The sequence below is a fragment of the Mucilaginibacter dorajii genome (genome assembly GCF_024808255.1).
Lineage (GTDB): Bacteria > Bacteroidota > Bacteroidia > Sphingobacteriales > Sphingobacteriaceae > Mucilaginibacter > Mucilaginibacter dorajii.
Genome location: NZ_JANTYS010000005.1, coordinates 109,133 through 133,783 on the forward strand (window position 1 = coordinate 109,133; position 24,651 = coordinate 133,783).

The 24,651-nt window shown below is 41.8% G+C and carries 18 protein-coding genes; 10 read left to right on the top strand and 8 right to left on the bottom strand.

All coding sequences use genetic code 11. The features are described from left to right. Nucleotides 1-15 precede the first annotated feature (15 nt). Entirely contained in the window at nucleotides 16-2,739 is a 2,724-nt protein-coding gene (locus FHS10_RS08440; RefSeq protein ID WP_259089269.1) for a TonB-dependent receptor, read from the bottom strand. Between the two features lie 365 nt (nucleotides 2,740-3,104). On the opposite strand from FHS10_RS08440, the gene FHS10_RS08445 reads away from it, so the two are divergent. The 7 genes from FHS10_RS08445 (at nucleotide 3,105) to FHS10_RS08475 (ending at nucleotide 12,249) form a co-directional block, all read left to right on the top strand. Then, nucleotides 3,105-4,139, top strand: coding sequence for a sensor histidine kinase (locus tag FHS10_RS08445; protein ID WP_259089270.1), 1,035 nt, complete (start codon nucleotides 3,105-3,107; stop codon nucleotides 4,137-4,139). After that, nucleotides 4,136-4,840, top strand: coding sequence for a LytR/AlgR family response regulator transcription factor (locus tag FHS10_RS08450; protein ID WP_259089271.1), 705 nt, complete (start codon nucleotides 4,136-4,138; stop codon nucleotides 4,838-4,840). Before FHS10_RS08445 ends, FHS10_RS08450 begins: the two co-directional genes overlap by 4 nt. 204 nt (nucleotides 4,841-5,044) lie before the next feature. Then, entirely contained in the window at nucleotides 5,045-7,849 is a 2,805-nt protein-coding gene (locus tag FHS10_RS08455) for a TonB-dependent receptor (protein WP_259089272.1), read from the top strand. Further along, nucleotides 7,840-8,649 (top strand): DUF4249 domain-containing protein, encoded by an 810-nt coding sequence (locus tag FHS10_RS08460; protein WP_259089273.1) that lies wholly within the window; start codon nucleotides 7,840-7,842, stop codon nucleotides 8,647-8,649. Before FHS10_RS08455 ends, FHS10_RS08460 begins: the two co-directional genes overlap by 10 nt. A 207-nt stretch (nucleotides 8,650-8,856) precedes the next feature. Further along, complete coding sequence (locus FHS10_RS08465; protein WP_259089274.1) at nucleotides 8,857-9,537, top strand: vWA domain-containing protein; 681 nt, start codon at nucleotides 8,857-8,859, stop codon at nucleotides 9,535-9,537. Continuing rightward, nucleotides 9,534-10,316, top strand: coding sequence for a PP2C family serine/threonine-protein phosphatase (locus FHS10_RS08470; RefSeq protein WP_259089275.1), 783 nt, complete (start codon nucleotides 9,534-9,536; stop codon nucleotides 10,314-10,316). Before FHS10_RS08465 ends, FHS10_RS08470 begins: the two co-directional genes overlap by 4 nt. Beyond that, nucleotides 10,297-12,249: a helix-hairpin-helix domain-containing protein gene (locus FHS10_RS08475; RefSeq protein ID WP_259089276.1), complete on the top strand. Its 1,953-nt coding sequence runs from the start codon at nucleotides 10,297-10,299 to the stop codon at nucleotides 12,247-12,249. The genes FHS10_RS08470 and FHS10_RS08475 overlap by 20 nt, the downstream gene beginning before the upstream one ends. Before the next feature lie 140 nt (nucleotides 12,250-12,389). Here the strand turns inward: FHS10_RS08475 and FHS10_RS08480 are convergent, their stop codons facing one another. The 4 genes from FHS10_RS08480 to FHS10_RS08495 form a co-directional block, all read right to left on the bottom strand. Then, nucleotides 12,390-13,403 carry a hypothetical protein gene (locus FHS10_RS08480; protein ID WP_259089277.1) on the bottom strand — a complete coding sequence of 338 codons (1,014 nt, stop codon included), beginning with the start codon at nucleotides 13,401-13,403 and terminating at the stop codon, nucleotides 12,390-12,392. A gap of 22 nt (nucleotides 13,404-13,425) precedes the next feature. Beyond that, nucleotides 13,426-15,282, bottom strand: a complete 1,857-nt coding sequence (hscA, locus tag FHS10_RS08485; protein WP_259089278.1) for a Fe-S protein assembly chaperone HscA — start codon at nucleotides 15,280-15,282, stop codon at nucleotides 13,426-13,428. A 133-nt stretch (nucleotides 15,283-15,415) separates the two neighbouring features. Then, on the bottom strand, nucleotides 15,416-16,729 hold the full coding sequence (locus tag FHS10_RS08490; RefSeq protein WP_259089279.1) for an MFS transporter: 1,314 nt from the start codon (nucleotides 16,727-16,729) through the stop codon (nucleotides 15,416-15,418). A gap of 170 nt (nucleotides 16,730-16,899) precedes the next feature. Then, nucleotides 16,900-17,709, bottom strand: a complete 810-nt coding sequence (locus FHS10_RS08495) for an SDR family oxidoreductase (RefSeq protein ID WP_259089280.1) — start codon at nucleotides 17,707-17,709, stop codon at nucleotides 16,900-16,902. A 241-nt stretch (nucleotides 17,710-17,950) separates the two neighbouring features. Here FHS10_RS08495 and FHS10_RS08500 point away from each other — a divergent pair, with 241 nt between their 5' ends. Together FHS10_RS08500 and FHS10_RS08505 are read left to right on the top strand one after the other, a co-directional pair. After that, a complete protein-coding gene (locus FHS10_RS08500) occupies nucleotides 17,951-18,883 on the top strand; it encodes a hypothetical protein (RefSeq protein ID WP_259089281.1) in 933 nt (310 codons plus the stop codon). Between the two features lie 17 nt (nucleotides 18,884-18,900). Continuing rightward, nucleotides 18,901-19,422, top strand: a complete 522-nt coding sequence (locus FHS10_RS08505; protein WP_259089282.1) for a DUF6886 family protein — start codon at nucleotides 18,901-18,903, stop codon at nucleotides 19,420-19,422. 80 nt (nucleotides 19,423-19,502) lie between these two features. Here the strand turns inward: FHS10_RS08505 and FHS10_RS08510 are convergent, their stop codons facing one another. Together FHS10_RS08510 and FHS10_RS08515 are read right to left on the bottom strand one after the other, a co-directional pair. Further along, complete coding sequence (locus tag FHS10_RS08510; protein WP_259089283.1) at nucleotides 19,503-21,824, bottom strand: S9 family peptidase; 2,322 nt, start codon at nucleotides 21,822-21,824, stop codon at nucleotides 19,503-19,505. Nucleotides 21,825-22,201: 377 nt separating this feature from the next. Next, nucleotides 22,202-22,708, bottom strand: a complete 507-nt coding sequence (locus FHS10_RS08515) for a DinB family protein (protein ID WP_259089284.1) — start codon at nucleotides 22,706-22,708, stop codon at nucleotides 22,202-22,204. 337 nt (nucleotides 22,709-23,045) lie between these two features. Here FHS10_RS08515 and FHS10_RS08520 point away from each other — a divergent pair, with 337 nt between their 5' ends. Further along, nucleotides 23,046-23,273, top strand: coding sequence for a hypothetical protein (locus FHS10_RS08520; protein WP_259089285.1), 228 nt, complete (start codon nucleotides 23,046-23,048; stop codon nucleotides 23,271-23,273). Between the two features lie 93 nt (nucleotides 23,274-23,366). On the opposite strand, the gene FHS10_RS08525 is transcribed toward FHS10_RS08520, so the two are convergent. Beyond that, nucleotides 23,367-24,650: an MFS transporter gene (locus FHS10_RS08525; protein ID WP_259089286.1), complete on the bottom strand. Its 1,284-nt coding sequence runs from the start codon at nucleotides 24,648-24,650 to the stop codon at nucleotides 23,367-23,369. Nucleotide 24,651: the final 1 nt, after the last annotated feature.

Genomic DNA, 24,651 nt, shown 5'->3' on the forward strand with positions numbered 1-24,651 from the left:
TTGATGTATTTAAGATTATAGCGAGTACCGGAAGCCAACATTGAAACTTACATTATAAACATCCCTTGCCTGAACCAGGTTATTGATTTTAACAGTTGTTGGTGTGTTAAGCAGGTTGTTTACCTTACCTGTTAAAGTGAAGTGTTTGCTTACCTGTTTTTCTGCAGATAGCGCCAGAAAAGATTGCGGTTGCTGATAATAATCATAGCCATAATCGGGATAAACAAGCGATAATGTGCGGCTGGTATAGGTATAGGCCAGCTGTGCAAAAGCCTTGTGTTTATCATCTTTATATAACAGTGATAAGTTAGCCACATCACCGGTTTGCCCTTGCAACGGCCTGCTTTGGTTTTTAAGTACCGGCTTTCCATTCACAGTTCCCGCTTCGGGAACATCTTTTGCGGAACTAATATTTGAATAGGTATAAGTATAATTACCAGAAAAACCTATGTTACCGAAATACCGGCTATACACAATTTCAGCACCGGCTACTTTAGCTGTTCCAAAGTTTTGAGGTGTGGTTTGCAGCTGCCCGCCCGATGTAGAAATTAAAGCAAACTCTATAGGGTTCTTGATCTCCTTATAGAAACCACCTACAAAAAACTGCTCTTCATTTTTAGGATATAACTCATAGCGTAAATCGTAATTATCAGCCTCGGTATGTTGCAAATATGGATTTCCTGTTACGTCGGAACTTTGGCCAAACGTAGCCGTTGGCACAAGCTCATAGAGCGCTGGTCTTGCAATCGACTTAAAATACGCGGCTCTTAGGTTTGAGTTATCCGTTAATTTGTATTTAAACTGCAAGCTTGGCAATACGTCGGTATACGTTTTTTTAGCACTGCTAAGTATATTAAGTACCACAGGGTGTGTATCATACTCCTGTTTGGTTCCCTCCACCCGCACGCCACCAACAATATCCAGGTTATTTATATTAAGCTTAAATTCGCCATAGCCCGATGTAATATCTTCTGAAGCCGTATAATTGGCCGCATCACTTGTTGAAGAGCCTGTTACGTTATACACCACCCATTGAGAGCTGTAGATGTCTGTAAACTGTGCTTTTACCCCATTTGCTTCTGCCGCGGGACGCAACGTATACTCATTTTGCTTATTATATCTGGTACTGTGCCTGTATAAACCGCCAATTTTTAATTCAAGCGAACTTTTATCGCCCAATCCTGTCTTATAGCCAACATTGGCATAAGCGCTTAAATCTTTATTGCCGTTTTTCGACCAAATTCTTGAAATAGCATCGAAATAATTAGGTGTACTGGTAAAATCCGGATTAATTAAATGGTTTAGCGTTAAATCAGCTCTATCGGGAGAGTTGGCGGTTGAATTTGAATATAAACCAGCCCAATCAAACTGAAAGTGATCTGACAAGATATGCTTGCCATCCAACTTTAAGTTTTCTACATATTGCTTTTGAATATTTGAACGGTTATCGTTAAAAACCGTACCAGTGCCGGGCCCTATCCTGCCACCATTACCGCCAATTATAGATGTATCTATACTTAATCGTGTTTGAGCAATGTAAGTATACAAGAATACGTTACTTAAGCCTATTGTATTTTTGTCATCAATTTTATAATCTAAATGAGCCGAAAGTCCATTATTGAGCTGTTGGGTTGAGTAGGTACGATTAGCTACATCAGACAGCACCGGTTTATAATTGCCCCCCGCCTGCGTATTAGGAATAGCGGCGTTAAATTGCGAATTAGTACCATAATATTGATTCTGATAACTATCGGCAATGATAAACCCAAGCTTATTATGAAAAAACCGGCGCCCGTAAGTGAAACTTGCCAAGGCGGTAGGTGGTGCAGTTTTCTTGGTAAAATCAAGATTAGCCCGTGTAAAGTAACCTGGGGGCGCTACATAAGCCGGGCCAAACCTCTCGGAAGGGCTTTTACTTAAAACCGCGTTTTGGTTAAAATTATCATACTTTCTGTTAAAAAAAATCGCGCTGTAACCAACGGAAGCATTAGCCTTAAAATACTCGGCTTCGGGTGCATCTTTAAAAATTAAATTTACAGTACCTCCTATGGCGTCGCCTTCCATTTCGGGAGTAAGGGTTTTACTCACTTCAATCCTATCCAAAAGATCAGATGGAACGACACTTAAGGAAATAAACCTTGAAACCGGATCCGGACTGGTTACTTTAGCTCCGTTAATAAGCGTATTATTATAACGGGGCTCCAAACCCCGTATAATAGCATAAGCCTCGTCTGAGCCACTATTGCGCTGCAAGGTTACGGCCGAAACCCGTGTAAGCGCTGTAGCAGCGTTAATATCCGGAGAGCGCTCCATTGCCCTTGCCGACAATACATTAGTAATGTTGCTGGCATTTTTCTCTGACTTTCTTGACGAGGATTCATTGCTTTGGTTAAGCTTTGAATAAATGTTTACAGTTTTTAACTGTTCATCGCTTTCGTTCATCGCAATATCAATAACCATTGTCTGATTATCTGATACAGTTACTTTTTTTTCAAACTCGCCAAAGCCTATATACTTTACTTTAACTTTGTACTCGCCGGCAGCAAGTTTGTTTATTTCAAAATTGCCAAAGGCATCGGTAGTTGCGCCTTTATGCATTCCGTCTAAATGCACATAAGCGCCGGGCAAAGGTTCCTTACTTATCTTATCTGTTACTTTTCCTTTAATTATTGCCGTTTGAGCCCAGGTAACTGACGTACACAATGTAAAAAGTAAAATCAAGTAGTATTTGTTGATCATGCTGAATTTTTTTTGGCAAATCACCACCTCAATTTGGGAGGATTTCTGAATTAACCCCCCAAATTAAATTGGTTAACTTATTGATAATGACAAATTAACAATAGCCATTATTGAACCCTGTTGTATTACATTGAAGCAACATTGAGTTAATTAAATCCAACATAATTGTGCGTTGAGTGCCAATTCCAATTTCAACCCTGTCCTTATGGAGTGATTGATTTTTATACTCCATCTATATTAAAATTGATCTTCATAGTCAAAAGTCAATCAACAGCTAAATACACAGTACTGGATTTCGTCGGCACAATTAACCTGCTCGTCTATTCTATGATGAAGGTACTTTAAATGGCTTTACTTTAGCTGACATGTTTAACCGCATCAAACCGGCGCTTATTATCGAAATCTTTATCCATCTGCTGTTTTGGGCACTCATTATCTATACCCCTATAATTTCCCGGCCTGATATACGTGGACTGTCGCAACGTTTTTTTTCGCCAGAGCGAATCGTCACTTTTAACCTGGTGCTGGCTGCAGAGTTTTACCTCAATGCTTTTTTGCTAATCCCACGGATATTGAAAAAAAATATCGGACTATATTTTTTAACCCTGGTTGGCTCATTTGTGGTTTTTAACTTTGTACTTTGGTATATGCACCGGCAATTTCCGCTGCCCGAACTAAAGGGTTTTGCCGGGCAGATACTACCTCAAGGGCCACATTTTACGTTGTTTCCGCTACTTTCAATCACCGCTGGAAGTTTTGCCTACCACTACCTGGCCGATCAGTTTAAGGCCATGAACAAAAAGAAAGATATCGCCAATGCGTCCCTTCTTTCGGAGCTTGCCTTTTTAAGGTCTCAAATTAGTCCGCATTTTATTTTTAACGTGATTAACAGTGCCGTAGCGTTATCCAGGGTAAATTCTGCCGCTGTTGAACCTACGCTTATACAACTTTCAAAACTATTACGTTACATGCTATATGTTACCGATGCAGAAAAGGTAACATTGGAAAAAAAGGAAGATTACCTGCGCAGCTATATCCACCTGCAGCAACTGCGCTTTGGTAACGAAGTAAAAATTTACTTTAAATCGGAGATTAAAGCGCCCGATAAAACCGTTGAACCAATGCTGCTGATCCCATTTGTTGAAAATGCCTTCAAACACGGTACGGGCAATATTGCCTATCCAGATATTGCGGTAACCCTTTTTGCAGACGAGCAAAACCTTCGTTTCACTGTGCAAAACGTTTACAACCCTACAGGAGGTGAGAAAGATAACGACAGCGGTATAGGATTAGCTAACGTAAAAAGACGGCTTGAACTACTTTATCCTGGCAAACATAATTTATACATCAATAAAACCGAGCAAACCTATATAGTGATGCTACAACTTGAACTCAAATGATGCGATGCCTTATTATTGATGACGAGCCATTGGCGCTTGATCTGTTAGAAGATAACCTTAAACATGTACATAACATACAGGTAGCCGGGCGATGCCGTAATGCGGGTGAGGCCATACTTGCCATGCAGAAAGAACCTATCGATCTCCTATTCTGCGACATATACATGCCCGGCATCAATGGCCTACAGCTTGTTAAAAGCCTTACGCAACGCCCTATGGTAATATTTGTTACCGCTTATGAAAAATTCGCGGTAGAGGGCTTTGAGCTTGATGTGATAGATTACCTGGTAAAACCTGTGCCTTTAGATCGCTTTTTAAAAGCATGTCATAAGGCACTCGACTTGTTTGAACTCCGCAGAAGCTATGTACCACAGCCTGTAGTAAAAAACTACTTTTTTTTGCATGCTGACTATAACCTCATTAAAATAAGTTTTGACCAGGTAGAGTATATTGAGGGGTTGAAGGACTATATCAAAATCCATTTTACCAATCTGCAAAAACCAATCCTATCGCGCATCAGTCTTAAAGCAGTTGAACTTCAGTTACCTGCCGATCAGTTTTTCAGAGTGCACAAGTCATTTTTAGTAAACCTGCAGCACGTATCCCAACTACGCCGGGCACGTATCAAAATGATCAATACCGAAGTGCCGCTTAGTGATAGCTATCGGGATGTTATTAACCGGATGATTGGGAAAGAGTAATTTCGAAGCCAAGAAGTCCGAAAGTCAGCAAAGTCCGAAAGTTAAAATTTGTAAAAAAAGGATCTTTTGGACTTCCGGACTAAATTCTTCCAGACTCTTTACCGCACATTAACGGCGTTCATCGACACAACATCCGTAGCCGTCGATTTAATTTTATGGGGATAGGGATATGATGCAACTTCGGCAACAGATAACACGCCCCTGATGAAGAGACTTTTCCCATTAATTACCGTACTGTTTATTTTGTACCACCCCAGCGCTCATGCGCAAAAAACACAACAAAAACTCAAAGACATTATTGTAAACCATTTTTTTTCGTGTACGCTTGATCAAATGCTTGATACCCTGGCCACCAACTACCAGGTACGCATTGTGTTTGATAAAGAGCAATTGAGCAGCATGGATGTGGTTGAACATTTTTTTGAAGAACCGCTTAAAGCTGTAATTGCCAAAACCTGTAGCGACAACGATTTAAAATACTGGATAGAATCTACTGGTACCATTTACATCCTCAAAAACCCAGATGACCTTGCCCGGTTAAAAAAGCTCAACAACTTGCGTTTGCAGGCCTCTAACGCCAAAGTAAAGCGAAAGAAAACCGACGACGATGTAGACGAGGCCAAACTTGTACCTAAACACTTTATGTTTAGTATTAACGGCAGGGTGATTGACCAACTAACCGGAGAGTCGCTGCCTTCGGCTTCAGTAAGGATCAGGAACTCCGATCTATCAACCATTACCAATGCCGAGGGCTACTTTACGTTTTTAAGAGTACCATCTGATACCTGTATTGTTGATGTATCGTACGCCGGGTACCAGCAGGATTTTTTCAGGCTTAACAGCGAAAAGATTAATACCACGCTCATTTGCGGTATGTATTCGTCCTTAAATACACTTAATGAGGTTAGCATTACCGGCAAAAAAAGCGGGGTAATGAATACCGATAGCAGGCAGGTTGGCGTATTACAGCTTTCGCCGGCCAATTTAGATAAACTGCCAACCATGGGCGATAAAGATATCCTAAGGGCTTTCCAGTTAATGCCCGGCGTAAGCGGCACCAATGAATCCTCATCAGGTGCTTATGTACGCGGCGGTACGCCCGATCAAAACCTGGTAGTGCTTGATGGCTTTACCATTTACCAGGTTGATCACCTTTACGGCTTCTTTAGCGCTTTTAACGCCAGCGCCATCAAAGACGTACAGATGTATAAAGGCGGCTTTACTTCCAAATATGGCGGTCGTTTATCAAGTGTAACCGAAATAAATGGCAAAGAGGGAAATAAAAACGAAACCAATGCAGGTGTTGATCTGAGTTTGCTCAGTGCCAGCGGATATCTGGAAACGCCGTTATCCGATAAATCAACCTTGTTGCTGGCCATCAGGCGATCATACCAGGGTCCATTTTATAACAAGATCTTCAATCAGTTTAATCAGACCACTACCTTCCAGGGTGGCGGCGGCGGCGGAGGTGGCCGGGGTTTTGGCGGTGGTTTTGCCAACCAGGTAACACCAAGCTCGTACTTTTACGATGCTAATGCAAAATACACGTATAATATCAACCCAAACAACAAAGTGTCAATAAGTTATTACTCGGGTACTGATAAAACGGATAACAGTCGTGATTTGGGATTGCCGCCGGGATTATCAGGTTCTGGCAGCGGCATTGGCATTACCGATTATACCAAATATGGTAACCTGGGCAGTAGTGTTAAATGGTTCAGGCAGTGGAGTAAAAAACTGTACTCTAATAACTATATAACCTATTCTTCTTATTTTAATGACCGTAACCGCGGCAGCTCAGGTGGTTCACTGTTAGATAGCAACGGTATCGCGCATACCTTTACCAACAACACCATCGAAACCAATAACCTAAAAGATGTAGGTTATAAATCGGAATGGGAATGGTCGGCAACGGATAAATACAAATTACTCTTTGGCGGCTTCGTAAACTATAAAAAGATAGATTACGAGTACACTCAAAACGATACCGGCAAACTAATCAACCAACACAATAACGCGACATTAGAAGGCGTTTATGCCGAGCTTTCTATCGATCCTAACAGTAATTTTCACATACAACCGGGTATACGGGCTACTTACTACGGTCCTACCGGGAAACCATATTTTGAACCAAGGCTTTCGGCCAGTTATAACATTACCGATAAATTGACGGTAAAGGGAGCAACCGGTCAGTTTTACCAGTTTGAAAACCAGGTGATCCGTGAAGATATATTGGCAGGCGACAGGAACTTTTGGGTACTATCTAACGGCTCAAACATCCCTGTTGGCCAGGCGAGGCATTATATTGGAGGTTTAAGCTACGAGAACGACGCGTTTTTGGTAAGCGTTGAAGGTTATTACAAAACACTGAGCGGCCTTACTCAATACACGGTAAGGCAAACACAAACCGGTGGTGGGGGTTTCAGGGCCGATCCCAACCAAACCCTTACCGTAACCGAAGATTTTTACGAAGGCACAGGCCGCGATGCAGGCGTTGAATTATTGGTTCAAAAGAAACTGGGTAATTATACCGGCTGGGTGAGCTATACATTTGCCAAAGCCCAAAACAAATTCAGCGTCTTTGGCGACAACTATTACGATGCTAACCAGGATGTAAGGCACGAATTTAAATCCATTAACATGTACCATTATAATCGTTGGAATTTTGCGGCTACATTCTTATTCAGCACAGGCAGGCCGTACACTGCTCCCTTATCAACCTATACCATTAAAACTGCCGATGGCAACAGTACAACTTACTTAAACATCAGCGATAAAAATGGTGAGCGCCTGCCAGCCTATCATCGCCTGGATATGTCGGTATCTTATGATCTGTTGAAGATAGATGGGCATAAAGTAGGCTCTATTGGTTTATCGTTCTTTAACGTTTACAACCATACCAATACCTGGTACCGCGAATACCAGATGCAAAATAACCAGGTGATAACCACCAATGTAAATTACCTGGGCTTCACCCCCAACCTAACTTTAAGTTTAAGATGGAAATAAAAACATACACCAATTATATATTACTGAGTTTAGTAGCCGTACTATTTGCGCTTACATCGTGCAAAAAGAGCTCATCAGATATCTTGCTGACCAATAAACCGGTTGTAGAGGCCTATCTTATCCCCGGTCAAAATTTATCTGTTAAGGTTTATCAGCAAAAAGCCCTTACCGACACGGCCACCTATGGCGCTGCCCTTACCGGTTTAAGCATTAGCGTAAGTGATGATAGTAAAACGGTGAAACTTACTGAGTCTGCAAGTGGTACCTATACCTATGCTGATGGTACCTTTATTACCAATGGCAAAACTTATACCATGCAGTTCACTTATGATGGTGTAATTGTGAGTGCCGCTACCATTATGCCGGGGAAACCGCAGAATTTTAAATTATCTGATAGTGTGTTTCATGTACCAAGCTCTATCAATCCGCTTTATGCCGATGTGGTAAGGGGAACCATCACCTGGGATAATCCCGATTCGCTTTACCACTTGTTGGTGTTTAAAAACCTGGATAACGACCCTTTTTATATTTCCTACATCCGCACCAATAACAAGCCAAGCTTCCAGATCAATACAGAACAAGCCGCTTATCACAACCTGGTACAATCGTCATTTAATTATTACGGGCATTACCAGGTGATATTGATGCGGGTGAATAAAGAGTATATCAATATCCTTACAACCAATATATCCCGCGATTCACAAGCACTGGTGAACGAGCCAACAAACGTTACCAACGGACTTGGAATCTTTACCGCCATGCAAACGGATACATTGACTTTGAGGGTGACTACGGAATAATTAGTCTACCTATTAAAAACTTAAAGGTCGCTTACGTTTTAAATCGTAGGTGGCCTTTTTTATTAACTGTATGCCCTCAATAAACAATCATTTAATATGGTATCTTTTGCCTGTCACACACCTCATGTGCATATAAACCACACCCCACACTCCTCTCCTGTTTCTAATTTTTCGTAAATTAGCATCTTATAAAACAGAAAGACTGATATGAGTATGGATGAATATGTATCGTTTGAGCAGATTCCTTTTGGTTCGGATGATTTTGCGAACAACCCAGAATCGAGGTGCCCTTGTTTGTTATTGCTGGATACTTCGGGCTCCATGGGTGGTATGCCTATCCAACAATTGAATGAGGGGGTACTTACCCTTAAAAGCGAACTGATCAACGATCCCCTGGCTTCAAAACGGGTGGAGGTAGCTATTGTTACTTTCGGTCCGGTGAGCTTAAAACAGGATTTTACTACAGTTGATAATTTTTTCCCACAGCCGTTAAATGCCGAGGGCGACACCCCGATAGGTGCTGCCATTGCTACCGGCATTGATATGATTGCCAAACGCAAGCAAGTGTATAAAGAAAACGGAGTTGGCTATTACAAGCCATGGATCATCCTGATCACAGATGGTGCGCCTACCGATAGCTGGCACCATGCTGCCGACCTGGTACGTGAGGGTGAAGAAAGAAACTCCTTCGCATTTTTTGCCATTGGTGTTGAGGGCGCAAGTATGGATACGCTGGCTAAACTATCGGTACGCAGTCCTATCAAATTAAAAGGCTTAATGTTCCGGGAGTTTTTCCTTTGGTTATCTTCATCAATGAAAATGGTATCGAGCAAAAATCCGGGTACTCCAACCCAATTACTGCCACCATCGGGCTGGGGAGAAGTATGATCTGGAAGGTTATTGCCCAAAGCGTTATTGGTTCATCACATGTAGCAGGCGGTAAAAGCTGCGAAGATGCTGTGCACTATTGCCAGATACTGTTACCAGATGGTGACGAAGCGCTGATAGGCTTTGTAAGTGATGGTGCAGGAAGTGCGATTTACGCGGCCGAGGCTTCGGCCACCGCTGTAAAACAAGGTGCTGAAATTTTGAGCGGTTGGATTGCCGCCGAAAAAGAAATTGATGATACCGCTTTAGTGGAACTGGCCGAACAGATCTATGATCAGCTAAACGGATTGGCCAAAGAAAAAGAGGTACCCCTGAATGAATTCTCATGCACCTTATTGGGTTTTGTATTGCTTCCTCAAAAAGCCTGCTTTATGCAAATTGGTGATGGTGCCATTGCCCGGAACGACGGCAACGGCTATTTTACCCATCTATGGTGGCCCCATAACGGCGAATACCAGAACACAACCACCTTCCTGATAGATGATCCAAACTTACGCAACCTTAATACCAAGTTAATACAGGAAAGCATTACCGAAGTTGCCCTGTTTACAGATGGCCTTCAAATGCTCGCTTTGAATAACGAGACAGAAACCGTTCACCAACCATTTTTGAATGATTTGTTTAAGGTGTTACGTATGACCGAAAGCAGAGAACATATTGACATATTAAACAACAGGTTAGCCGGCTACCTTGCCAGTGACACCATTAATAGCCGCACAGACGATGATAAAACGCTACTGCTGGCCACAAGGTTAACCCATGGCAAACAGGTGGTATAGCGGGTCAAAAGGCACAATGTACACCGTTGGTCGCCAGATTGGTGAAGGCGGCGAAGGCACTATTCACGAAGTGCAGGAGAACAACACGCTTGTACTTAAGGTATACAAGGAAGCCGTAGACCGGGATAAAGCCGATAAGTTGGTGTATATGGCATCGGTAACGGATCCTGAATTGGCAAAATTCGCGGCCTGGCCTATTGATGTACTTCGGGATAATGCAGGCCGGTTTGCAGGTTTTGTAATGCGCAAGCTTACCGGCTTTGTGCCTTTGCATATGCTATTTAGTCCCATGGATCGTAAAAGGCTATTCCCGGATAAAGGCTATAACTTTTTGATTCATGTGGCGCGAAACCTGGCGACTGCTTTTCACAAGATACACCAACTGGGCATTGTGGTAGGCGATATCAATGAAGCCAATATATTGGTGAACGGAACCGGGATGATCGCTTTGATAGATTGCGACTCTTTCCAGGTAAAAAATGGCAACCGATACTACTTTTGCGAAGTGGGCATCCCGCGCTATACCCCGCCCGAATTACTGCAAATGGGTTCGTTTGAAAAGGTAGTGCGGACGATTAATACGGATAGCTTTTCGCTGGCTACATTGATATTTCAGTTGCTTTTTATGGGGCGCGCACCTTTTACAGGCGTTAACCGCAGCAAAGGCGATTTTGAAGAAGACGCTGCTATCAAACAGCATGAGTTTGCTTACTCCTTACGCCGGGTAAATAAAAAACTTACCCCCGCTCCCAATAGTTTAAACCTTAAGGACTTTAGCCCGGGGCTTATCAACTCTTTTCATGCCGCGTTTGAGGTTAATGCTGCCCGGCCCGAACCCAAACAATGGGTTTTGGATCTGGATGAGTTTAATAAAGAGATTATCAGGTGTGGCAGGTCTGGCTTACATTTTTATCCCAAAACGTTACAGGACTGCCCCTGGTGCTCTTTTAGAGACCGGGCCGGGATAGTTTACTTTATGGAGGATGCTCATCTGAAAGGCATTCCCGAACTACAGGATATTGAGCAATTTGTAAATGGTTTTAAATTAGAGAACCTGGAGATTCGCAAGCTTGCCGACACCTTTACCCTGGGTACACTAAAAGCAGCACCGATAGATCCCGAGTATAAAAAGCTATTTTACAATAATAGGGCTACGCAAATCATCGCGATATTGCTTACCTTGATCATATGCTTTACGGTTAGCTGGTGGTTTATTTCATTGGGGCCTGTTTTTTTAATGATTCATAACTTTTTAGCGCCATCTTCAAAAAAATTGAAAGCTGAGCTTAATAATAAAAAAACAGAGTTTATAGGTTTACAAGATAAATTCCAGGCGCTGGTGAAAAAACACAACCAACCGCCCGAAATGAATAAGTATAATGCATCGGCAAAAAAAATGACGGATTTGATCACCACATTCCGATCATTACCAGTTGATTTTCAGAACAAGAAAAGAAGGATTGAGGAAAAACATTACAATATCAAATACCAGGTTCATTTACAGCAGTTTGATATTCGCAATTACCCTATCCCTACTTTCGGACCGGCAAAAAAAGAACTGATCTACAACAATGGCATCCGCAACGCTGCCGACCTTCATAAGCTTCAAACGCAAAAGATCACTGGCATCGGCCCCAAAAATATCCAGATACTTTATGATTGGCGAAGACAGATAGGTACGGGCTTTTCATATTTGCCAGACACAGTAGCCATTGACCGCGAAATTAGCTTCACAGCCAACGAGATCTACATTAAAAAGCGCAAACTCGAAAACGAAATTAAAGCTGAATATAAAAGCCTGAACACCCTTAGGGCCAGCATCATAAACACCACCGAACTTTTAGAGAAGCAATATGTAGCGTTGGGCTCTAAACTTTATCAAGCCCAGGTTGACCTGGAGGCTTTTGAAGGAATAGCAGGCAGTTGGTTTTAGTGCTAAGGATTAGATACTTCGAAACTTGATCCAAATCTGTATCTAAAGTCTAATAAACTCTCTAACTTAAAATATCTTGGAAACTCTTATGGATGAAGTTTTTTTGTCTTAACTCTTGATTCTACCCTCTTGACTCTGCTCTACTGGTATTGTATGTAGATCGGTGCGGGTTTTAAGGCCAATACTTCTTTAGGCGTTAACATGCGGTGAGGTACGTTTTTGATATCGTTTTTATAAAATAATTTGAACCCGGTGAATTGTACAGGCTCTTCGGATATGAAATATTTATAGGTTCCTTTTTTTAGATCGGGGCCGCCCCAGCCATCCATATCCATTACTACCTGCACCTCTTTACGAAGCTTAATATCTTTATAGTTGGTAACCATCCGTTTAGTAAAGCGATGAATCACAAAAATCTTAGGAGGCAAACCATTTTTCTTTACAATATCTTTCAGATAATCAGTTACATAATTAATATCGTCTGCATCAAACGTTCCGATACGTTTGCCAGGTACACTACCCTCTTTCATTGAAAACTCAGGGTCGATGCCTAAATGAACATTAGGCATTTTTAAATATTTTTCAAGCAAGGGTAACTCTTTTTGAACCGTGCTAAAGCCCACCTGGATGTCTAAAAACACCAATGCATTAATGCCTTTGGCCATGGTAATCACCTGGTCTATCTGGCTAAAAGGCATCCTTAAATTATGCAAACCATTACGACCGGCATCAGCCTGGGCGGTTACACAAATGTAATGCAGCGCTGGCACAACAGGCGTTAACGTATCAGCAGCAGCCCATACTTTAACCTCGCCTTTTAGTTTTTCTAACATTGCTTTAGGGGCGTACTGACCAAGTACCCCCATATTTTTGGAATACATATTTCCGTAAAAGGCAACGATACGGTTGAATGGTAAAATAGCCCCCGGTAATGGCAAAGGAGATTTCTTTACAGGCCACCTGCCGGTTTTATCACCATTAGCTAAACGCTTCATCAATGAATCATAGCGCATAGTATCAATAATAGCAACCTTTACAGTGGTATCTTTGATACTCTGAATTCCGATGCCGCCGGCGTAAACTTTATTAAATGAACCTGTTAAACAAACAGTCGCGACTGTTAAAAATGCAAATACCCCAGTAATTTTGTTCATGTACAAAGTTTAGTCCTCTATATTATTCAATGCTTTTGCCACGCATCGCCGTGCTAATTGCCTGATCCATCAAGCGCTCGGCAAAGGGGCGGGTAAATTCATTGATCTCATCAATATTTTTAAGGATAAGATCTTTGTCGTCCGTTTCAATGGCGGCTTTCAGGTTAACAAGATATTGGTTGGTTTGTTCTGTTTCTTCTGCAGTTACGTAATTACCGTTCTTTCGCAGGAAATTCTCGACAGTATAAATCATTTGTTGGCCCTCTGTACGCGCTTCTATCACCATACGCTGGCTCACATCATCTTTAGCATGCGTAATGCTATCCATCAGCATTTGTTCTACCTGCTCATCGGTAATGCCATAAGTAGGTTTAACTTCTACCTCCTGTTTAACGCCAGAGCGCAATTCTATTGCCTGTATAGTCAGGATGCCATCGGCATTCAATAAAAAGTTGATATCAACCTTGGGGAAACCGGCAGGCATACTTGGGATACCTTTCAGGTTAAATTCGGCCAGTTTACGGTTCTCTTTGATCAGGTCGCGCTCGCCCTGGTAAACCGCTATCTTCATATTTACCTGGCCATCAATTGAAGTGGTGTATTGCCTGCCCCCTTTGGTTGGCACTTTGCTGTTTCGTGGGATAATTACATCCATCAAACCGCCCATAGTTTCAATACCTAAGGATAAGGGCGTAACATCAAGCAATAAAATATCTTTACGGTTACCAGCCAATATATCGGCCTGGATGGCAGCGCCTAAAGCAACAACCTCATCGGGATTCAAATTATCGTGAACAGGGCGTTCAAAAAACTCCCCAACCATTTTCTTAACCAATGCTGTCCGGGTTGATCCGCCTACCATTACCACCTCGTCAATTTCTTTAATGGTTAGCTTGGCGTCTTTCAATGCATTTTGGCAACTGGTGATGGTTTGCTGTACTTTAGGCATGATTAGTTCTTCAAAAGTATTCCTGTCAAGCGTGCACCAGATCTCCCCTATCTTTTCATTGAACAAGCTTTGATAACTGAATGCTTTTTTTGCCTCTTCGGCCTTTAAGCGCAATTGCTGTGCTAACTCATTGTTTGCAATTACTTCGGCCTTGATAAGGTTGTTTTTTTCAATCCAGTAATCAACAATAATCCTGTCGAAATCATCGCCACCTAAAAAAGTATCGCCATTGGTTGATAGCACTTCAAAAATTCCGTTCTGGATCTGTAATATCGATACATCAAAAGTACCGCCACCCAAATCATAAACTGCTATAGTTTTTGTTTCTTCGGGATCGAGGCCAATACCGTAAGCCAAACTTGCAGCAGTAGGTTCATTAACAATGCGTAATACATCCAAACCTGCAAGTTTACCGGCATCGCGGGTAGCCTGGCGCTGTGAATCGTTAAAATAAGCAGGCACGGTGATCACAGCACGGTTTACCGGGGTTTTAAGGGCATGTTCGGCACGAGCCTTAAGCTCTTTTAATATCAGGGCCGATAGTTCAATGGGTGTATAAAACTTATCGCCAACTTTTATTTTCACCAGGCTTTCGCTATCGTCGTCAATAACTTTGTATGAAAAGAAATCTTTATAGTTTTCAATATCATGGTAACTGCGGCCAAGCAAACGTTTAACTGAAAACACAGTATTTTGCGGATCTGTAATTAGATATTCCTTAGCTTCATTGCCCACCAATACATCGCCGGTAAGGCCAAAATGTACTACCGAAGGCACCAAAACGCCTTTACCCGTATCATTTATTACATGTGGTTGTTTTTCGGGGTTAATAAATGCCACTAACGAGTTGGTGGTACCCAAATCAATACCCACTATGATGTCTTCCTTTTGCAGTGATCCTGTTGCCAGGTTTATAGAAACTTTAGCCATTACTTTTACTTAACAAACGGCAAATGTACTTAGTTTTGACCGATGCTGTGTCTTTTCAATCTCTAATTAATTATTGATTTAGTGTGTTATTGATTTAGTGGATGAAAAATAGTTATAGAAATCCTGATTCAGCTTACGCAACCGCCTCCTTGGCCGTTATTTTATTTTGAAATAGTAAAAGTGATATCAGCAATAAAAAGCCGATCACAAAGAACCCATCAAGTACCAATGCCGAATCACGCATTTCGCCGGTTGTGGCTTCTACAAACCCAAAGGTGAATAAGCCAACTACAATGGATAGCTTTTCGGTAACGTCATAAAAACTAAAGTACGATGCTGTATCGGGGATATTTTGAGGAATAAACTTGGAGAATGTTGAACGCGATAGCGATTGTACGCCCCCCATTACCAGGCCAACTACGGCAGCGGCAACATAAAACTGGTTGGCATTAGCTATAAAATATACCCCTGCGCAAATCAAACACCAAATGGCCACCACAACAGAAAGCGCTTGTACGTTACCAAATTTCTCTGAAGCTTTAGCGGTAATTGCGGCGCCAATGATGGCCACCACCTGGATGATCAAAATAATAGTGATCAAAGCATCGTCGGGCATTTTTAATTCTTTAGCGGCAAAGTTGGCAGCCACCAACATAATGGTTTGTACCCCTACCGAATAAAAGAAGAAAGCAGGTAAAAATCTTTTCAATAGAGGCAACTGTTTTACCTTTTTCCAAACTTTTGCCAGCTCTTTAAAACCACCGGTTAACACATTATATTCATGTGAACCTGCGTTTGGAACACCTTTTGGGAGCAAATAAAAAGGGATCAATGAAAAACCTATCCACCAGATAGCCACAATTAAAAATGACAGCTGTGCCGAAAAATCTTCTGTAATACCAAACCATTTGTGCCCTAATACAAACACAAAGCATAACAGTTGCACTACAATACTGCCGGCAAAACCGTAAATAAAGCCCTTGGCGCTCACGGCATCCTGCTGGTCAATAGTCGCGATCTGGGGTAAATAGGAGTTATAGAACACAAAGCCCCCACAATAGCCAACGGATGCCAGCCCGAAGCAGATCATCCCAAACTCAAATGTGGACATTTTGAAAAAGAACAAACCAAAACAAGCCAGGGCACCAAGCCATGTAAACATTTGCAGGTAAAGCTTCTTTTGCCCTTTATAGTCGGCTATAGAGGTAAGAATAGGCAGCAATATTACAATAAGCAGGTACGAAGCACCTAATACATAATTGGAAAGCACGGTATTTACATACTTATGCCCAAAAAAGGTGACCATGCCACCGGGGTTTTTATCCTGGGTGATGCCTACGTAATAAGCCGGAAATATAGTTGAAGTGATCACCATGTTATATGACTGGTTGGCCCAATCAAACATTGCCCATGCCCAGATGGTTTTCTTGTTGTTTTTTTCTTGCATTGAGTTTTTGAGTTGGATTAGGTTGGAGTGAGTTTATTGAGTTGGATTAAGTTAGAATTTGCTGGTCGAATTGTAACTGGTTAACGGAGTTAAATATGTTAACTAACCTGTTAACTTATTCAACCCAATAAACTCACTCCAACCCAATCCAACTTAATCAACCTAATCAACTACTTTATCCCGTAATGATCATTCATTAACTTAACGAATATTGGGCCGGGCAATATGGCCTTCAATGTAGGTACAATAGTTTGACCGATAGCGCCAACCAGGTAACTGTGCGCCGGTTTTGATTTGTTTACGATTTTAACAATCTGGGCAGCCAGTTTGGATGGCGCAGCACCAATGCTTTCGTCTTTTTCCATTGCGGCAACGGCAGCGTCAAATTCTTTTTTTAGCTGATCGTTTTTAATGGTGAAAGGTAGTTTTTCGCGGTTACCGGTAAAATCGGTCTTGAAATCGCCCGGGTTTACTACAGATACTTTAACACCGGTATTTTGCAATTCCATGCGCAGACTTTCAGAATAGCCTTCGATAGCGAATTTTGACGCGCTATATAGGCCTTGATAAGGCAAACCAAATAAACCTGCCAATGAACCTATGTTGATCACTAAACCGGTTTTCTTTTCTATCATTCCTGGTAAAACAGCGCTGCTTACACGCACCACGCCAAAAAAGTTAACCTCAAACTGTTTTTTCGCGGCATCAACAGGCATAGCGTATAGCGGACCGGTGATACCATTTCCTGCGTTGTTTACCAGTACATCTATTTTGCCTTCGGCTTTAATAATTGTCGCGATAGCCGCGTTAACAGATGCATCATCGGTAACATCCATTTGCAATGGTGTAAATAATACATCAGCAATACGTTTAATATCGCGTGTTGTACCATAAACGGTATGACCTTCAGCGGCTAATGCTGTTGCTGTAGCCAATCCCAAACCGGATGACGCCCCTGTTACAAGAATTACTTTTTTCATTTTTTATTTTAGTGATTGAATCTTAAGTTTTGAATTATTTATGCAGGGAAATAATTTTATAAAACTAAAAAAATTAAATCACTACCCATTAAGGGATGGTCAAAAAACTACAGAAAACTTATTAACCTACCGTATCGCTAAAACCTACCCTATTATTGATCAAAAAGTGCTTTAATTTTATAATTACTTGGTTATATTTGAACACATTGATAAAACGTTTTATCATATACATTTATATTTTATGAAAATTATTACGAGCGCCATTGCGGGTTTTGTTTTAGGCACCCTGTCGTTATCGTGCCTGGCAAAAGGACTATCGTTTCCCAACTCAAAAATTGAAACTGCGGCCGATACAGCCGGCATTCCACCCTATAAATGGAAAGAACACTGGTTTGAGCATAAGCAAGTATTAACCCGTGTATTTTATGATGATAATGTGGCCGTTTATTATGACGATGATGTAAACAGAAGTGTTACCTGGCCGTTTAAAGTAATGGCCGATGTATGGAAATATACCAAGGATACTTACGGCCAGTTTGGCAAAGACGGACGCTTATTTGTGATCTTACACTCTGGTAAATATGGCGGCGGCCATCCATCTACCTATTTTGATGGTAGTCACGATTTCCGTAACGTGATTGACGTTGGCCTGGGCAATGCTAATGCATGGATGGAACCAACCGGCGAAACCATCCGAATCCCGGTTCATGAGGTTGGTCATATTGTTGAAGGCGCATCAAAAGGCACCCATAATTCACCTTCATTCCCTATCTGGGGTGATAGCAAATGGATGGAGATTTATATTTACGATGTGTTGAAGGCCCTGGGCTATAATAAAGAGGCTGAAGATATTTATAGCCAGATGCAAACCCAAAAGGACAATTTTCCACGCCCCGGCACGCAATGGTTCAAAAACTGGTTCTATCCTATTTATAGCCAGTACGGTGGTAACAAAGTTTTAAACCGTTATTTTGAGTTATTGGCCGCCAACTTTACTAAAAAGGATAAGGCCTACAGCCGCGACTTAAACATGGGTGAGTTTATTCATTTTTGGAGTGGCGCAGCAGGTGTTAACTTAAAATCACAGGCTACGGTGGCTTTTGGCTGGACAGATGAGTGCGAACAGCAATTCAAACAAGCCCAAAAAGATTTTCCGAATGTGAAATATAAATAACAATTTAGGTAGCACGTATGAGCTACAGGTTATTCCATATCAGCGAGCAGCCGGGGATCAAGTTATTTGAACCCCGGCCTTCGCCTTCTGCATTTGAGCAAATAACGGGCGATGTTGTTTTTGCTATTACAGAACAATTACTGCACAATTATCTTTTACCAAGAGATTGCCCCAGGGTAACCTGCTATCTATCAGCCAAAACTAAACCTGAGGATAAGGCCCGCTTTTTTGAAAATACCGTAGCCGACTATATCATTGTGGTCGAAAGTAGATGGTATAAACAAATTGCCAATACAACACTTTATTGTTACGAGTTTGATCCGGCTAATTTTACATTACTCGATGAGTGTGCCGGTTACTATGTATCTTATAAACCGGTCGAGCCTATAAGCGAGACGACTATCACGGCTCTTATTCCCGAACTGCTAAAACGAAAGCTTGAACTAAGATTTATGCCCTCAATAATTGAATTTAGCAAAACAGTAAGTAAATCAACCTTGAATTTTTCTTTAATCAGAATGAGAAATGCCCAAACGTAAAAAGCATCTGCCGTCTGCCCGAGAGCTTTCTGCAAATGCTTTTTATCTTAATTCTTAATTCTAACCTCTTGACTCTTTTCTTACCTATTCCTCGGGTCTGTTTTTGATTTTAAAACATATTCATGCGGTGGCTCAACACCTAATAGGTTCTTCACAAAATAATCCCACCTGCGGCGCATCATGTATGGCGAGTAAGCACCATAACCATGCGGACTGTTAGGGAATACCACCAGGTCGTAATCTTTATTTGCTTTTTCTAAAGCTTCAACAACCAGCAGGGTATTGTAAGGCGGCACATTATTATCCATTAAACCATGGGCCAGCATCAATTTGCCTTTCAGGTTTTTAGCATAATTTTCGTTGGCATGTGCATCATAGTTTGAGTTGGCTATCAAACCATCATAGCGTTCGCCCCAATCATCCTCGTAGTTGCGGTTATCGTGATTGCCCGATTCTGAGATACCTACTTTAAAAAAGTCCGGGTACCTGAACATAGCAGCCGCTGTTGCAAAGCCGCCACCAGAGTGCCCCCAAATACCTACTTTAGTAGTATCCATAGGATATTTAGCCGATAACTGGCGGATGCTCACAATCTGATCTGGCAAAGTATTTTCAGACATGTTGCCATAGCTCATATCATGGAAACTTTTTGAACGTAAAGGATTACTTGTACCTTCTATCACCACCACAATAAAGCCCAATTCGGCCAATGATTGATTATCTCCTCTTGACGCCGCGAATGACCAGCTACCTACGCTCCCCCCCTGCGGACCAGGATAGATATAATCAATAACAGGGTATTTTTTACCGCCATCCATTTTTGTTGGTGTAAATACCAGGCCGTAAATATCAGTTTTACCGTCGTTAGCGATAAGCTTAACCGGCGTTGGCGCATGCCAGCCGGTAGCAACTAACCTTGATACATCACCCTTTTCTAAATCGGTAATTAATTTGCCGTTTAAATCACGTAATACAGTTACAGGTGCCACATCGGGTTTTGAATAGCTATCAACAAAATAACCACCACCTGGTGATAACGTAACATTATGATTTCCTTCCTCGGGGCTTAATACAGCAAAATGTTTACCATCAAACCCAACTTTGCAAAGCTGACTAAAATAAGGGTTTTCATTTTCAAGGCCATCTGCAATAAAGTAAACCACACGGTTCTTTTCATCAACCTTAAGCAATTTAGTTACCACAAAATCGCCTTTGGTTATCTGGTTTTTAACTTTGCCGGTAAGTGCATCGTACAGATACAAATGCCCCCAGTTATCCCTTTCAGAAAACCAGATAATCTCGTTGGTTTTAGCTAAATATTTCCAGTTTATAGCACCCCAGCCCGATTCATATTGCGTTTTAACGGTTTCTTCAAAAACTTCTTTAACTGCGCCTGTTGCTGCATCGGCAATGCGGAATTTCTCGTTTTTATGGTCGCGGGAAGTTGATACAAAAGCAAGTTTATTGCCATCAGCACTCCAATCTACATCATCAAAAGTGCCACTGCTGCTGATATCATCGCTCAGTGTAGCCCGGTGAGCATCGGGAGCTACTTGCAGTGCAATTACTTTAGGATTATCAACATCAATGATTACCCGGCTGATCATAGCAATTTCGTTACCTGGTAAGGCGTATTTCCACTCTTTTAAAGTAGGGCTGCCTACGTTGGTGGTTACCAGGTACATGCTGTTTACCTTACGCTGATCTTGTTTGAAAGTTGCTATCTTCTTTGAATCCGGCGACCAGCGCAATATTGCCGCATCTGACGATTGCCAGCCGGCGTTATCGGTAGCATAACCAAAATCTTTAATCCCATCGGTAGTCAGTTGGGTTTGTTTACCGGTTTTCACATCGCGTACCCAAAGATTATAGTCTTTAATAAATGCCGCACGATTTCCATCAGGTGATAAAACTTCTTCCATTTTACCACGCCTACCCGGGAAACCGCCTCGTTCTGGCTTGGCTTTGTCTGTGCCAGGGGTGATCATATCGGTGCCCAGATCATATTGCCAGTGTTTGCCATCAGCAAAAAAAGAAACTGTTTTGCCATCTGCCGAAAAGGTGATGGTTTGAAAAGGCAGCATATAGGGTTCGTACTTATTGCCCGACGCGGCAGATAATACCTGCGCGAGTTTTTCGTGATCAAAAGCGGCTTCGCGTGTTTTTTTTACGGGATCAACTAAAACAAATTCGCTGCCCCGGGCTGTTAAAACCCGGTACCAGAATTTATCGCCGGGTAGCCAGTTTGGCCGTATATCTGCCCTATCAACAAATGGGGCAGTGTTATAGCTCATAAAGCTTTCGGCGTGTTCATAATCCTTATTGGTGAGCGGGCTACCCTGTTGGGCCTGCACGGCCAAAGCGATAGCCATCGCCGGAATGGTGAGTAAATATTTATTCATGAGTGTCAACTTATGTTTAACGCGCAAATTAATGCTTTTTTGCGATTTGCAAATGTTTAAAGGTTGTTACATCAGGGAGATCGATTTTAAACATGTCAAGTAAAGGTGAATTAAAAGAACAATTCATTTCGCGCAAAGACGCTAAGACGCAATGCAATTCGCTTATTTTTCTTTGCTTCTTAGCGCCTTTGCGAGAGAAAACAAAAACATGACATCGTTTAATGCAATTATTCAATATAAACCAATAACAAAATTTCAAACGCGATTTCCCTGGCTGTTACATATCGTCAACATTTTGTGACGGCCATGACCTGCATATGCTTTTTGCCTCCCTTAAACACTTACGTCCTAGTTATAAATTGACTACTCGTCGATAACTATTTTTTTACCAGGTAAGTCAACTGTCCCATGTGATAAGCCTGGTGATTGGTACGGTTTAATAAGATATTAAGTTTATTACGATGTGGCTCTTTTGCAAAATCTTCTGCAGATACGGCGCTGTGTTTGGTAAGCCAATCGGCCGGCTGTATCGTATCGAATTTTTGCTTAAGCGTTGTATTTACCCGGTGCCAGTATTCTTTAAGCTGGGCTATTGACGGTTTTGGCAGACCTGAGGTATCAGCATTTTTCAAAAACACTTCATCCAATTGAGGGTACAACCTGTCGCCTAATTCCAGGTAGGTAAATAAGCCGTCGCTTACCGCTGCAAGATGGCCAAGCAAATAAACACCGCTGTTACGACCTGGTGCTGTTTGGGCTGCTAATTGCTCGTCTGTAAGTTTATTTAATAAGCTGTTAAGGCGGGTATTCTGTAATTCCCAGTTGCTTATTGCCATTATTATAAATAATTCTGCCGATGCTATCGGTTGTGGTTGAGTTTCCATTTGATGTAAAATCTGTTGGCTATTATTATATAATTAAGAAAGTTATACCGACCTCGTTTTGTCCATCAAAAAGAGGTCTGATATCATTACTTTTAAAATCTGTCCGAAGGTAAATCTTATATGCTGAACCCGTAACTCTTCGCCCACTTATCTTTGATCCCGGCACGTGATTTTACAAACTCATGATCTGTCCCCTGAGCAATAGCATCCAGTGGGTAAAGGTGCGATAGTCCCCAAAAATGGCAAATGACATTTATCAGAAAAGAGGCTTGACATTTGTCAAGAGTCACGTGCAAACACAAACCGCGGCTATGTGTTACTATAAAAATTATAAATTATGGAACAGCAAATTGAGGCTACCTTAACCGGTACCGATAATACGATTGAAGGCACGCTACAGCCAATTTTAAACAGCAAGTATAGCAGCACTTATGAATTTATGTCGATTGATGAAACACTGCACCTGGTGATTGCCAAAGATGCAGATGGCGATTGGATCAGGATTGCAGGTACAGAGCCCTACCTGTCGAGCTGGGTAGATGAACTCGCAGAACAGATCATTTAATTAACTTGAATTTACACAATAAAAAAACGCAGCATGCTGGTTTCGGCCTGCATCTGCGTTTTTGGTATGGTATAAACCATCGCTTGATGAAACCTATAAATTAACCGGTTTCATTTTGGGCGATAATAGGTGCATAATAAACCAGGCCAGTAAATAAGCGCAGCCACATATCAGAAAAATGATATTATAACCAATAAGCAAATGCCCTCCTTTTTTGTAATAATCGAGGATGTGCCCTACAAGGAATGGGAACAAAATCCCCCCTACCGAACCTGCCATTCCGCCAATACCCACTACAGAACTCAACGCCCGTTTTGGGAACATGTCTGACGCGGTAGTAAAGATATTAGCGCTCCAGGCCTGGTGCGCGGCCGCCGCCAGGCTAATTAAAGCAACAGCCTGCCATACATTAGTAGCATACTTGGCAGATATAATGGGCACCACACATAAAGCAAATATCAGCATGGCTGTTTTACGTGCTTTAAATACCGGCCATCCCTTTTTTATAAAATAAGATGATAAATACCCGCCACCGATGCTACCTATAGATGTAGCTGTATAAACCAAGATTAGCGGCAGACTTGGCTTTTTAAGATCGAGGTTAAAAGTGCTTGAGAAATAAGAGGGTAGCCAAAACAGAAAAAACCACCATATTGGATCTGTTAAAAATTTACCTATTACAAATGTCCAGGTCTGCCTGATCCCAAAAAGCTCAATCCATTTTATTTTACTTTCACTTTCTGCAGCAAGCGCGGAATCGCTGTTTATATAAGCTATTTCTTCCTGGCTAACTTTTTTATGTTTTGAAGGGATCTCATAAAATATCCACCAAAAGATTAGCCAGATAAAGCCGATTGCCCCGGTAATTAAAAATGCCATCTGCCAGCCGTAAATACCCAATATCCATGGTACCATAACAGGTGCTACAACCGCACCGATATTGGCACCCGAATTAAAGATCCCCGTAGCAAAAGCACGCTCTTTTTTAGGGAACCACTCTGCAACAACCTTAATTGCCGCTGGGAAATTACCCGATTCGCCTACCCCTAAAGCGGCCCTTACCACACCAAAACCAAAAGTGCTTTTTACTATGGCATGCAGCATAGCTGCCAGGCTCCATACAATCAACGAAATGGTATAACCCAACTTGGTACCTATTTTGTCAATAACACCGCCAAAAACCAAAAGTCCGGCGGCATAGGCGGTGGCAAAAGCCATTACAATGTAGCTGTAATCCGATTCCGTCCATTTAAACTCAACCTCCAATACAGGTTTAAGCAAGCCTATAACCTGCCTATCCAGGTAATTTATAGTCGTGGCAAAAAATAAAAGCGAAACTATTACCCATCTATAGTTTCTTGCTTTGGTTTCTCTCATT